The 12,718-nt window shown below is 58.8% G+C and carries 9 protein-coding genes; 4 read left to right on the forward strand and 5 right to left on the reverse strand.

Annotation, left to right across the window (positions count from 1 at the left end):
* Nucleotides 1-77 precede the first annotated feature (77 nt).
* The 4 genes from ACODS3_RS23845 to xseA all read right to left on the reverse strand — a co-directional run bounded on the left by ACODS3_RS23845 (nt 78) and on the right by xseA (nt 5,562).
* The gene (locus ACODS3_RS23845) at nt 78-947 is read right to left on the reverse strand and encodes an isocitrate lyase/PEP mutase family protein (RefSeq protein ID WP_201017953.1); all 870 of its coding nucleotides are present in this window, start codon (nt 945-947) and stop codon (nt 78-80) included.
* A 359-nt stretch (nt 948-1,306) separates the two neighbouring features.
* On the reverse strand, nt 1,307-2,977 hold the full coding sequence (gene leuA, locus ACODS3_RS23850) for a 2-isopropylmalate synthase (RefSeq protein ID WP_201003753.1): 1,671 nt from the start codon (nt 2,975-2,977) through the stop codon (nt 1,307-1,309).
* Nucleotides 2,978-3,350: 373 nt separating this feature from the next.
* Nucleotides 3,351-4,175 carry a peptidoglycan DD-metalloendopeptidase family protein gene (locus ACODS3_RS23855; protein ID WP_201003751.1) on the reverse strand — a complete coding sequence of 275 codons (825 nt, stop codon included), beginning with the start codon at nt 4,173-4,175 and terminating at the stop codon, nt 3,351-3,353.
* A gap of 7 nt (nt 4,176-4,182) precedes the next feature.
* Nucleotides 4,183-5,562, reverse strand: coding sequence for an exodeoxyribonuclease VII large subunit (gene xseA, locus ACODS3_RS23860; protein WP_489036573.1), 1,380 nt, complete (start codon nt 5,560-5,562; stop codon nt 4,183-4,185).
* A 118-nt stretch (nt 5,563-5,680) separates the two neighbouring features.
* On the opposite strand from xseA, the gene ACODS3_RS23865 reads away from it, so the two are divergent.
* The 4 genes from ACODS3_RS23865 (at nt 5,681) to guaA (ending at nt 10,323) form a co-directional block, all read left to right on the forward strand.
* A complete protein-coding gene (locus ACODS3_RS23865; protein WP_489036574.1) occupies nt 5,681-6,439 on the forward strand; it encodes a sulfite exporter TauE/SafE family protein in 759 nt (252 codons plus the stop codon).
* Nucleotides 6,440-6,506: 67 nt separating this feature from the next.
* Complete coding sequence (locus ACODS3_RS23870) at nt 6,507-7,055, forward strand: sugar ABC transporter ATPase (RefSeq protein ID WP_489036576.1); 549 nt, start codon at nt 6,507-6,509, stop codon at nt 7,053-7,055.
* Between the two features lie 95 nt (nt 7,056-7,150).
* Entirely contained in the window at nt 7,151-8,620 is a 1,470-nt protein-coding gene (guaB, locus tag ACODS3_RS23875; protein ID WP_201017949.1) for an IMP dehydrogenase, read from the forward strand.
* A gap of 125 nt (nt 8,621-8,745) precedes the next feature.
* Nucleotides 8,746-10,323, forward strand: coding sequence for a glutamine-hydrolyzing GMP synthase (gene guaA, locus ACODS3_RS23880; protein WP_200985828.1), 1,578 nt, complete (start codon nt 8,746-8,748; stop codon nt 10,321-10,323).
* A 151-nt stretch (nt 10,324-10,474) separates the two neighbouring features.
* Here the strand turns inward: guaA and ACODS3_RS23885 are convergent, their stop codons facing one another.
* Nucleotides 10,475-12,421, reverse strand: coding sequence for a putative bifunctional diguanylate cyclase/phosphodiesterase (locus ACODS3_RS23885; protein WP_489036579.1), 1,947 nt, complete (start codon nt 12,419-12,421; stop codon nt 10,475-10,477).
* Nucleotides 12,422-12,718 lie beyond the last annotated feature (297 nt).

A 12,718-nucleotide genomic window follows, 5' to 3' on the forward strand; every position in this document is an offset into this window, starting at 1 on the left:
GCATCGGGCGTTTTGAGACTGAAACAGGTGTAAACCTATTTCAGGACTAGACACTTCAATCGATAAGTGCAGCGTACTTACTCGTTCACATTCATGAACTTCTTCGCCCACTCAACATAGTCTCCGGGTTGTGTGTAAGTGTGGGTAAGTTCAGTCGCGTTCATGTCGCTGGTGCTGCTTAGAATCTGGCGCTGTTCTCTCAGGCAGTCATAGGTTGCCTTGATCGATGCGAAGTAAGCCGCATGGCCGTCTACGCAGATCCGTACGCCCATCTTTGCAAGACGTTCGTTGTCATGCAGTGCAGGGTTTCCGTAAGTGACCAGCATCAATGGAACGGTTACCCCTTCGGATATCTGTTCCAGATGCTCGAAATCACGCACGCCTACAATAGTAATGCCGTCAGCGCCTGCACTTTGATATTGCTGAACACGGCTGATGGTTTCCTGTACGGGAATGATCGCGGCATTGGTGCGAGCGAAGATCGACAGTTCAGGATCGACACGGGCTTCCAGTGCTGCGCGGATCTTGCCTACGCCTTCTGCGGTGGAAATCAGGTCGGTGGACTTGCGGCCAAACTGGGCGGGCAGCAGCGTGTCTTCAATGGTCAGTGCCGCAACGCCTGCGCGCTCCAGCTCAGTGATGGTGCGCATGACATTGAGCGCGTTGCCATAACCGTGGTCGGCGTCTGCAATGAACGGAAGCTCTGCGACGCGGCCGATGCGAGTGGCCTGCTCAACGAATTCGCTCAGGGTGATAAGTGCGAAGTCGGGCGCTGCCAATACTTGCAGGGAGGCGACGGAGCCGCCGAGGATACCCACTTCAAAGCCCAGGTCCGCTGCGATTCGTGCAGACATGGGGTCGAAAACCGAGGCCGTGTGATAGCAGGAACTTGAAGAGGTGAGTGCGCGAAAGTTGCGGCGCAGATCTTGATGGGAAGCCTTAGGCATAATCGCTCCAAATGTGATTGGATCAGCTCAGCGTTACCGAGGCCGATGGTTTTTCAATGCACGGTTGGTCTGCCCGTGCATTCTTTTCGTCCGAAAATCAATGCAGTAGTCATCGTGGTTTTTAAGAAAGGGTGCAACTTGAAACAGGCAAGTTGAACTTGGCGCCAGTAGCTGAAAAAAAGTGCTATCAGCAGGCCAAATCCATTAAAGGCAGCATGCTACCACAGCATAAATGAAAAGATTATGCCGAATATGCGCATGGTTATGCGGATTCTGAAACGGGGATTACAAGGTTAAAGGCCTGTGTTAGAGCCTGTTGGAAGATGACGGACGGGCGTCCGTCATCTTCCTTATCCGACTCAGGCGGCTTTGGCTTGAGCCTGGTTCAGCGAACGGTTCAGGGCGCTGAACAGTGCGCGGAAGCTGGCGGTGGTGATGTTCTCGTCAATACCCACGCCATGGACAGCACGATCACCGTTGACGCGAAGTTCGATGTAGGCAGCGGCTTTGGCCGTTGTGCCGGAACCGATGGCGTGTTCGTTGTAATCCATGATTTCCACGCTGACTGGCAGGCCGGCAACCAGTGCTTCCAGAGCACCTTTGCCCTTGCCACGCCAGTGTTGGGTTTCGCCATCGACATGCACTTCGGCATCGACCGAGCTGTTGCCGTTTTCTTCCTGCAGCTTATGGCTGATCAGGGCGTAAGGCGTGTTGGCTTGCAGGTACTCGCGACGCAGCAGCGAGTGGATCTGCTCGGCGGTCATTTCCAGGCCCAGACGGTCGGTTTCACCCTGAACCACCTGGCTGAACTCGATCTGCATGCGACGTGGCAGGGAGATGCCGTATTCCTGTTCCAGCAGGTAAGTAATGCCGCCTTTGCCCGACTGGCTGTTGACGCGAATCACCGCCTCGTAGCTGCGACCGATATCGGCCGGGTCGATTGGCAGGTAAGGCACTTCCCACAGGGCGTCGTCTTTCTGCTGGGCGAAGCCCTTGCGGATAGCGTCCTGGTGCGAGCCGGAGAACGCGGTGTGAACCAGGTCGCCGACATAAGGAGCGCGTGGGTGAACCGGGATCTGGTTGCACTCTTCAACGACCTTGCGCACGCCGTCGATGTCCGAGAAGTCCAGGCCAGGGTTGATGCCCTGGGTGTAGAGGTTCAAGGCGACGGTGACCAGATCCACGTTACCGGTACGCTCGCCGTTGCCGAACAGGCAGCCTTCGACACGGTCTGCACCGGCCATCAGGCCCAGCTCGGTGGCGGCAACGCCGGTGCCACGGTCGTTGTGGGTGTGCAGGCTGATGAGAACGCTGTCACGACGGGTGATGTTGCGACCGAACCACTCGATCTGGTCGGCATAGACGTTCGGAGTGGCGACTTCAACGGTGGCTGGCAGGTTGAGGATCACCTTGTTCTCTGGTGTCGGGTTCCACACCTCGATCACGGCATCGCAGACTTCCTTGGCGAACTCCAGTTCGGTGGCGCTGAAGGTCTCTGGCGAGTATTCGAAGGTCCACTGGGTTTCTGGCTGCTGGGCTGCGTATTTGACGAACAGCTTGGCGGCGTTCACGGCGATTTCTTTCACGCCGGCCTTGTCCTGGTTGAAGACGATGCGACGGAAGGAAGGGCTGGTGGCGTTGTACAGGTGAACGATGGCTTTTTTCGCGCCGCGCAGGGATTCGAACGTACGCGCGATCAGGTCTTCACGGGCCTGGGTCAGCACCTGAATGGTGGTGTCATCCGGGATGTGGCCGTCTTCGATCAGGGTGCGCACGAAGTCGAAGTCGGTTTGCGATGCCGCCGGGAACGAAGCTTCGATTTCCTTGACGCCGACCTTGACCAGCGTTTTCCAGAAGCGCAGTTTCTTGACCGAATCCATTGGCTCGATCAGCGATTGGTTACCGTCGCGCAAGTCCGAGCTGCACCAGATCGGCGTCGTAGTAATGGCTTTGGAAGGCCAGGTACGATCAGGCAGGTCGATGGTCGGGAACGCACGGTACTTCTTCGATGGATCTTTGAGCATGGTCATTTGATAAGTCCTTTGTACGGAATAGGCCGAAAAGAGGCGGCCAGCCATTGACGCGCAAGACAGGGGGCGAGGCACCGCAATCTAGCCTGGCAGTCGGGAACTGACCAGGCGAAGACACCGATGTTGGCGCAATAGAATGAGGGTTTGAGCGTTTTTCATGAAGCCAACCGTAACGATTGAGGTGAAAGTTGGCAAGCACCTGGAAAAAATTGAGATAAGTTCTCGAATTTCGGTTTGTGGCGAGTTTTTATCGCTGTTTAAAGGCGTTTATTGCTTGGTTATTGTGCGAGTTGAAAAGCGTGTGCAAACACCTTCGCGAATGAATTCGCTCCCACACGGTCGCCGTAGGAGCGAATTCATTCGCGAAAAAGGGTTACGGCTGAAACGCGCCAATGAATATCGCCGGGTCTACCCGCGCATCGTTCAGGCTGACGTTCCAGTGCAGGTGTGGGCCGGTGGCGCGGCCAGTGGAGCCGACTTTACCCAGCAGCCCGCCGCGTGGCACGAGGTCGCCGGTCTTCACGTCGATCTTCGACAGGTGGCAGAACATGCTGATAAGGCCTTGGCCGTGATCGACATACACCGTGTTGCCATTGAAGAAGAAATTACCGGTCAGGATCACCTTGCCTGCTGCCGGAGATTTGATCGGCGTGCCTGTAGGCACCGCGAAGTCCAGGCCTGAGTGCGGGTTGCGTTCTTCACCATTGAAGAAACGGCGCACACCAAACTTGCTCGACAGCGGCCCGTTTACCGGTTTGTCGAAGATCAGGTTGCTCGGCGTACCGGGGCTGAACACCGCATAGCCGCCCAGCAGTTTTGGCGTTTCGCTGTTGATGCGCTTGGTATCCTCGGGGTTCGGGTTGACCTGGCGCTTGTTCTGCAGAGTGATGTGCTGCTCCGGGTATTTCTTGCTGCCAACCGTAAAGCTCAGGTTGCGTCCGCCCGTCGTCAGTTGTTGTGTGCCGGGTTTGACCGTCAGCGGCAGGCCGACAATCGCCAGCCAGCGAATACCCTGCTCCTTGACCACCAGCACCGGTTTGCCCTGGAACGTGGCTTTCGGCGGCTGATTGCTGTCGCCCAGATCAATCACCGCGACGCCGCCGGGCACCGGTTTGTTGAGTGCGCGAGTGATGTAGCTATCGGCATGAGCGGGCAGGCATAGCAAAAGGGCGAGCAGCGGGGCGATAAAACGTAGCATCGATAGGTCAGTCCAGAAGAGAGAGGGTCACAGGCGTCAGGTGGTTATCCTCGACGCGCACTTGCAATTCGCCTTCGCCCAGCTTGGCCGTGAGTCGTTGGCCGGGTTGGGTTTGCGCTGCGTTTTGGATGGCATGGCCGCGTTCGTCGAGGAGGATACTGTAGCCGCGACCCAGTGTTGCCAGCGGGCTTACGACATGAAGTGTCTGAATCTGGCTTTGCAGTTGCAGTTTGCGAGTCTTGATCTGTTCTCGCATGGCGCGCGGCAAGCGTTCGGCCAGGACGTCCAGCCGCTGGCGCAGGAAGGCCAGGGTGCGTCCTGGGTGCTGGGCGGCGAGACGACTGTCCATGTTCGCAAGGCGCACTTGCCGTTTTTGCATGCCTTGCTCAAAGGCGCGACGCAGGCGCATGTCCAGATCGTCCAGACGCTGGGCTTGCTGACGCAAGCGCTCACCGGGATGGCGCAGGCGGCGAGCAATACCGTCCAGGCGCAACCGCTCGCGCATGAGTCGATCCTGCATGCGGCTTATCAGCCGACGATTGAGGTTTTCTACCCGGCGATGCAGGTCGCTGGAGTCTGGCGCCAGCAACTCCGCAGCGGCGGAAGGGGTTGGCGCACGCACGTCGGCGACGAAGTCACTGATGGAAACATCGGTTTCATGCCCCACTGCACTGACGATAGGCGTCACGCAGGCATCGATTGCACGGGCCACGGCCTCTTCGTTGAAGCACCACAGGTCTTCCAGCGAGCCGCCGCCTCGGGCGAGGATCAAGGCATCGAAGCCTCTGGAGTCGGCCAGCTTGAGTGCCCGGACAATCTGCGCAATCGCTTCGCGGCCCTGGACCGCCGTCGGAATCAGGGTCAGCTCGACTTGCGGCGCGCGACGACGGAACACGCTGATGATGTCGCGTATCACGGCGCCCGTAGGCGAACTGATGATGCCAATGCGTTGCGGGTGCAGCGGCAGCGCGATCTTGCGCTCGGCGCTGAACAACCCTTCGTCGCTGAGCTTGGTTTTGAGTGCATCGAAAGCCAGCCGCAGAGCGCCATCGCCCGCAGGCTCGACAGTATCGAGGATCAGTTGATAGTCGCCGCGCCCTTCAAAGAGGGAAACCTTGCCGTGGACCTTGACCTGCAAGCCATCCTTGAGCGCCTGTCGTACACGCGCCGCGCTCTGGCGAAACAGCGCGCAGCGGACTTGCGCACCGGAGTCCTTGAGCGTGAAGTAGACATGGCCCGATGCCGGACGCGACAGGTTGGATATCTCGCCCTCGACCCAGATGCTGCTGAACACATCCTCCAGCAGCACGCGGGCGCGGCCGTTGAGCTGGCTGACAGTAAGGACTTCCCGGTCCAGGCCGAGTCTTGCGAAGGGATCTTTAATCATGGCGGCATCATAAAGGGATTTGCCCGGCAATCACCACTGGCGGTTTTCAGGTAGCGCAGCTATATAAGCAGCGCGTGGTGAATTCAGGGAGAGTCGTGTGGCGGGCGTCGAGTTGAGCATGTGGTTCAGCCAGCTGGGCTTTGCGCCGCTGGATCTGCTGTGGATCGAGCTGGCGGTGGTGGCGGCCTATGTGGTGTTCGGCGTTGCCGGTTTTGGCACGGCGCTGGTTGCCGGGCCTGTCCTGATTCATTTCATGCCGCTGTCGCGGATCATTCCTTTATTGGTGATGCTGGATTTCCTGGCAGCGTTTGGCAATCTGCTGCCTTCCCGGCAATCGGTGGTCCGTTCCGAGTTGCTTCGTCTGCTGCCCTGCATGGCGGTTGGGTGTACCTTGGGTGTGCTGTTTCTGCTCAATCTGAAATCCGATGTGCTGCTTTTATTGATGGGGTTGTTCGTCACCGCGTATGCGCTTTACAGCCTTGCGGTGAAGGTGCGACCGACGCAACTGGCGGCGGGCTGGGCGATACCGATGGGCACGATCGGTGGTTTGTTCGGCGCCTTGTTTGGCAGTGGCGGCTTTCTCTATGCGATTTACCTTAATAGTCGCCTGACTTCCAAGGAACAGGCGCGTGCCACGCAAAGCGCGCTGATCAGTTGCAGCACCATCGTGCGCCTTGGGCTGTTCCTGCTGGCCGGGGTTTATGCCGAAATCCCGTTGCTGCTTCTGGCAGCCTGTTTATTGCCTGCCATGTTGCTGGGCTCATGGATCGGCAGATCCCTGGTGATGAAGCTGTCACGCGAAGCCTTTGTGCGGCTGGTGACCTGGCTGGTGCTGGTCAGTGGCCTGGCGCTGATCGGCCGTTACATTGCCGGTTGATGAGCCGAGGGTTGGGGCTGACCTGTTAAACTGCCGCCCCCCGATCAGCTTTCAGCGACACATTGCCATGAACACCCAAAGCATCATCGTTCCGCAAATCTCCAGTTTTCCCGGGCATGAGGCGCGGGCGCGCCTGATTCTGCGCTGGCTGGTCAAGCTCAATGTGGTCGAGCCGGAACTGAGCACCAGCGGGCGGACCTACAACAAGATGGCCTATGCCATTGCTCCGGGCGCAAGAAGGGTGGTGCAGCACCCCGACGCCTTGCCGTTCGGGCAGGCCGTCAACGGGCTGGAAATCGTGACCAGGCGCTGTATCTTCACGCCGCTGAACAACTTTGCCGAAGAAGCTGGCTGCCCTGAGTGCCGTCGGGAGATCGGTGAGGCGCTGTTCGATAGCCTGGAAGACTGGATGCCCGGCCATACCGATAACTTCATCTGCCCCGAATGCCGCCATGAAGACGATATCAACGGCTTTCTGTTCCTGGATGCCTGCGGTTTTTCCAACCTGGGATTCATCTTCAATAACTGGCTTGATGCTTCGTTCACTCAGAGCTTTCTCGACGACTTCGCCGAACGTCTGGACCGCCCGGTTTCCTTCGTCAAAGTCCGACTATAAGTTCGTTTGATATTAGGCTGAGGTTTGCATTGAGCCTGCGCGGGTGTGTAGGTATAATGGCGCGCTTCCAATTTTCCCGCCCGGGAGCCCCCGCGATGCTGCGTATCAGTCAAGAAGCCCTAACATTCGACGACATTCTCCTTGTGCCCGGTTATTCCGAGGTGCTGCCCAACGAAGTCAGTCTGAAAACCCGTTTGACCCGTGGCATTGAACTGAATATCCCTTTGGTTTCCGCTGCAATGGATACTGTCACCGAAGCCCGTCTGGCCATCGCCATGGCTCAGGAAGGTGGTATCGGTATCATCCACAAGAACATGACCATCGAGCAACAGGCTGCTGAAGTTCGCAAGGTCAAGAAGTTCGAGGCCGGTGTCGTCAAGGACCCGATCACCATCGAGGCTGACGCCACGGTACGTGACCTGTTCGAGCTGACGCGCCTGCACAACATCTCTGGCGTACCTGTCCTGCATGATGGCGACCTGGTCGGCATCGTGACTTCCCGTGACGTACGCTTTGAAAACCGTCTGGATATCCCTGTTCGCGAAGTGATGACGCCTAAAGAGCGTCTGGTCACCGTACGCGAAGGCGCAGACAAGAACGAAGTGCGCGATCTGCTGCACAAGCACCGTCTTGAAAAGGTCCTGATCGTCGACGCCAAGTTCGCGCTCAAGGGCATGATGACCGTCAAGGACATCGAAAAGGCCAAGGCCTACCCGCTGGCGAGCAAGGACGACCAGGGTCGTCTGCGTGTCGGCGCTGCTGTCGGTACTGGCAAGGACACTGGCGATCGCGTTTCGGCGCTGGTTGCTGCCGGTGTTGACGTCGTAGTTGTCGATACTGCTCACGGTCACTCCAAAGGCGTGATCGACCGCGTTCGCTGGGTCAAGGAAAACTTCCCTGAAGTGCAGGTCATCGGCGGCAACATCGCCACCGGCGCTGCTGCCAAGGCTCTGGCTGCTGCCGGCGCCGACGCAGTCAAGGTCGGTATCGGTCCTGGCTCGATCTGCACCACCCGTATCGTTGCTGGCGTAGGCGTGCCGCAAATCAGCGCTATCGCCAACGTTGCCGCTGCCCTTGAAGGCACTGGCGTTCCCCTGATCGCCGACGGCGGCATCCGTTTCTCGGGTGACCTGTCCAAGGCCATCGTTGCCGGCGCAAGCTGCGTGATGATGGGGTCGATGTTTGCCGGTACTGAAGAAGCTCCGGGCGAAATCGAACTGTTCCAGGGCCGCTCCTACAAGGCTTATCGCGGCATGGGCTCGCTGGGCGCCATGTCCCAGGCGCAAGGTTCTTCGGACCGTTACTTCCAGGATTCGTCCGCAGGTGCCGAGAAGCTGGTACCGGAAGGTATCGAAGGCCGTGTGGCCTACAAGGGTTCGCTGTCGGCAATCATCCATCAACTGATGGGCGGCCTGCGTTCTTCCATGGGCTACACCGGTAGCGCCGATATCGAAGAAATGCGCACCAAGCCCGAGTTCGTACGCATCACCGGCGCTGGCATGGCTGAGTCCCACGTCCATGACGTGCAGATCACCAAAGAAGCGCCGAACTATCGTGTCGGCTAAGGCCGACAGCTGATAGCTTCAAGCTTTAAGCTACAAGCGGTAGTTGCGCTTATGCAGCTACCGCAGATTCCGATAACTTGCAGCTTGCAGCTTAAAGCTCGCAACTGCTCATCAGAGCTCCTTCCATGGCCCTCGATATTCACGCCCACCGTATCCTGATCCTCGATTTCGGCTCCCAGTACACTCAACTGATTGCTCGCCGCGTGCGTGAAATCGGTGTGTATTGCGAACTGCATCCGTTCGACATGGACGATGAAGCGATTCGCGAATTCGCCCCGCGTGGGATCATCCTCGCTGGCGGCCCCGAGTCCGTGCACGAAGCCAACAGCCCGCGTGCTCCGCAAGCCGTGTTTGACCTGGGCGTGCCGGTCTTCGGTATCTGCTACGGCATGCAGACCATGGCCGAGCAGTTGGGTGGCCGCGTTGAAGGCTCCGACCTGCGCGAGTTCGGTTACGCCCGTGTCGACGTGGTCGGCAAGAGCCGCGTACTCGACGGCATCGAAGACCATGTCGATGCTGATGGCGTCCTGGGCCTCGATGTCTGGATGAGCCACGGCGACAAGGTCACCGAAATCCCGGACGGCTTCCACGTCCTGGCCAGCACCCCGAGCTGCCCTATCGCCGGCATGGCTGACGATACCCGTGGCTACTACGGCGTGCAGTTCCACCCGGAAGTGACCCACACCAAGCAGGGCGGTCGCATCCTGTCGCGTTTCATCCTCGATATCTGTGGTTGTGAAGCGCTGTGGACCCCGTCGCACATTGCTGAAGACGCGATTGCCAGCATCCGCGCCCAGGTCGGTACCGACAACGTTCTGCTGGGCCTGTCCGGCGGCGTCGACTCCTCTGTGGTCGCAGCTTTGCTGCACAAGGCCATTGGCGATCAACTGACCTGCGTCTTCGTCGACAACGGCTTGCTGCGTCTGCACGAAGGCGAGCAGGTCATGGCCATGTTCGCCGAGAACATGGGCGTCAAGGTGATCCGCGCCAACGCCGAAGAGCAGTTCCTGAACAATCTGGCTGGCGAAAGCGACCCGGAGAAGAAGCGCAAGATCATCGGTCGTACCTTCATCGACGTGTTCGATGCCGAGTCCTGCAAGCTCGACAACATCAAGTACCTGGCGCAAGGCACCATCTACCCGGACGTCATCGAGTCGGCTGGCGCGAAAAGCGGCAAGGCTCACGTCATCAAGTCGCACCACAACGTGGGCGGCCTGCCGGAAGAAATGAACCTCAAGCTGGTTGAACCCCTGCGCGAGCTGTTCAAGGACGAAGTCCGCCGCCTCGGCCTGGAACTCGGCCTGCCCTACGACATGGTCTACCGCCACCCATTCCCGGGCCCGGGCCTGGGCGTGCGCATCCTGGGTGAAGTGAAAAAGGAATACGCCGACCTGCTGCGTCGTGCCGACCACATCTTCATCGAAGAACTGCGCAAGGCCGACTGGTACCACAAAGTCAGCCAGGCATTCGTCGTCTTCCAGCCTGTCAAATCGGTTGGCGTCGTAGGCGATGGCCGCCGCTACGCCTGGGTCGTCGCCCTGCGCGCCGTAGAAACCATCGACTTCATGACCGCACGTTGGGCACACCTGCCTTACGAACTGCTGGAAACCGTCAGCGGGCGGATCATCAATGAGATCGAGGGGATTTCGCGGGTGACTTACGATGTTTCGAGTAAGCCGCCGGCTACGATTGAGTGGGAGTGATCCCGCGTCCGGTGTAGACCGGTAGCGCTCGCAAGAAACATCCTGAAGCCCGCTTAACTGCGGGCTTTTGGCTTCTTGGGTCTCGCAAATTCAGATAGCAGGTTTTTTTGTCGTGGCACGAGCGCCAGCTGCGCCCTGTCCGATCAGCAAATTAAACCGCCTGCACCCTGGCCAGTTGCTCGCCTTCAAGCCAGGTGCTGATGTCGCTGGCGCGCATGGGTTTGGAGAACAGGTAGCCTTGGGCCCAGGCGCAGCCGAGGTTTTTCAGGGCGTCGAGTTCTGCGGCGGTTTCCACGCCTTCGACGATGCATTCCAGCTTCATGTCCTGGCACAGGGCAATCAGTGACTTGACGATCTTGAAGCTGGCCGGGTTTAGGTGGATGTTGGTGACGAAGGTGCGGTCCACCTTCAGTTTGGTCAGCGACAGCGCGTGGATCTGGCTCAGGCTGGAATAGCCGGTGCCGAAGTCGTCGAGGGAAATGCCGCAGCCCAGTTCGCGAAACCGGCTGATTGCTCGCTGGGTCTGCAGCAGGTCCTGGATGACCGCAGTTTCGGTGATTTCCAGATCGAGGCAGGCCGGGTCGAAACGGCTGCTTTTGATCAGCTCGACGATCTGCTGGGCGGCTTCCTCCGAACCACAGTCGTGGGCGGACAGGTTGAATGACAGGCGGATACCCGCAGGCCAGCTCGCGGCTGTGTCCAGCGCCTTGCTCAGCAACGGCACCGTTAGGCGATTGACCATGCCGACGCGCTCGGCAATCGGGATGAACTCACTGGGCGGCACGTTACCCAACTCCGGGCTTTCCCAGCGTGCCAGGGCCTCGAACGCGACGGTTTGCTGGCTGTGAACATCCACAATGGGCTGGAACACCACGTGAAACTCCTCATCCAGATCGGCCCTGCGCAGGGCCTGTTCGGTTAGCCCTTCGCGATTGAGCTGCTGGCGATGGGCTGCGCTGAACAGGCAGACCGTGCCGGGGCGGTGGCGCTTGCTCTGATACAGGGCATAGTCGGCGTATTCATACACTTGCGTTGCGTCGGATGCCTGATCCGGGAAGGTCGCGATGCCCAGTGACGCACTAATCTGGATAGGGATGTCCACCAGCAGAAACGGCTCGCGCATGCTGGCGCAGATTCTGTCGCCAAACTCCCGCAACTGATCGTCGCTCATGGCCTGAGTGATGATCAGGCCGAACTCGTCGCCTCCCAGCCGGGCCAGGTGTACATCTTCGTCGAGCAGCCCGGTCAGGCGCTGGCCAACCTGACAGAGCAGTTTGTCACCAATGCTATGACCATACAGATCGTTGACCGGCTTGAAGCCATCCAGGTCGATCAGCCCCACGGCAAGGCGAATCTCCTGCTCGCGGGCGCGGGACAGCAGCGTATCGAGGCGGGAAAAGAACTGCCGCCGATTGGCCAGTCCGGTCAGGCTGTCCTGATTGGCCAGGTGAAGGTTTTCCTCGCTGAGTTTTGCCGTCTGCGCCTGCATGTTCACCAGCCGGGTGAAGTCGGCGTACTGCGCCTTGAGAATGATCAGCATGGCGATGGACACCAGCAGGACGTCAATCGCAGTGGCAATAAAGGTAATGATATTGGTGGACGCGAAGAACACCACGAACGCCGTGTTGACCACTGCTGTGGTGGCCAGGGCTGCTGGCAGCAGGTGCATCATGCAAAAAATGCAGCCGATGACGGTGATCGCCATATAAAAGGCGACATGCGCCTGGGCATAGCTGTCGCCATAGGGAAACAGCGCCAGCGACCAGGCGGTGAACGCCACGGCGACAAACGGCGCGAGCATATTGGTGCGCTTCAGCGCCGCCAGCATCTGCTCCGGGCTGCGCGTCCGCCCGCGCGTGCGCATCCATTCCGCCGCACGAATCACGCCGAACAACGTCATGATCAACGGGCAATACACCACCAGCCAGCGCGGCGCGACCGCAAAGTGGGTGCCCGCCAGCATCAGGGTGTTGATCAGCAGGATGAAATACATCATGGGCAATTGGCGAGACAGCGCGATGTATTGCGCCTTGACCAGCCCAGGATTGTCCTTGGGCACAGACATCAACGCTCGCACGCCGAGCAGTGTTTTCTTCATCAGACGACGCTCTGAAAATACAACCAGATAAATAACCGAACGGATTATCCTTTCCAGACCGGATCGAGCAGGGCTAGAAACTGCTCTCATGGGATCGTGTCGGCCAATCCTCTGATTTCTACAATCGTTACGACTAGTGGCACTTTGATTTCGTTCCGCCGGCCGGTCGTAATAGTTGTAAGCGGGGCAGGCACCGTCGAACAGCATCGACAATTAATGGCCAGTGGGCTGTCATCTGCGACGATTGGCGCTTTTCCGAAGGTGAGACGGTTTTTAACTTTTGGCTTAAGACGGTGC

The organism is Pseudomonas sp. FG43 (assembly GCF_057809175.1).

What these genes read in the sequence shown, in the direction of transcription:
- guaB (WP_201017949.1), top strand. Translation starts at nt 7,151, where the DNA reads ATGCTGCGTATCAGTCAAGAAGCCCTAACATTCGACGACATTCTCCTT.
- ACODS3_RS23870 (WP_489036576.1), top strand. Translation starts at nt 6,507, where the DNA reads ATGAACACCCAAAGCATCATCGTTCCGCAAATCTCCAGTTTTCCCGGG.
- guaA (WP_200985828.1), top strand. Translation starts at nt 8,746, where the DNA reads ATGGCCCTCGATATTCACGCCCACCGTATCCTGATCCTCGATTTCGGC.
- xseA (WP_489036573.1), bottom strand. Translation starts at nt 5,562, where the DNA reads ATGATTAAAGATCCCTTCGCAAGACTCGGCCTGGACCGGGAAGTCCTT.
- ACODS3_RS23845 (WP_201017953.1), bottom strand. Translation starts at nt 947, where the DNA reads ATGCCTAAGGCTTCCCATCAAGATCTGCGCCGCAACTTTCGCGCACTC.
- ACODS3_RS23855 (WP_201003751.1), bottom strand. Translation starts at nt 4,175, where the DNA reads ATGCTACGTTTTATCGCCCCGCTGCTCGCCCTTTTGCTATGCCTGCCC.
- ACODS3_RS23865 (WP_489036574.1), top strand. Translation starts at nt 5,681, where the DNA reads ATGTGGTTCAGCCAGCTGGGCTTTGCGCCGCTGGATCTGCTGTGGATC.
- leuA (WP_201003753.1), bottom strand. Translation starts at nt 2,977, where the DNA reads ATGACCATGCTCAAAGATCCATCGAAGAAGTACCGTGCGTTCCCGACC.
- ACODS3_RS23885 (WP_489036579.1), bottom strand. Translation starts at nt 12,421, where the DNA reads ATGAAGAAAACACTGCTCGGCGTGCGAGCGTTGATGTCTGTGCCCAAG.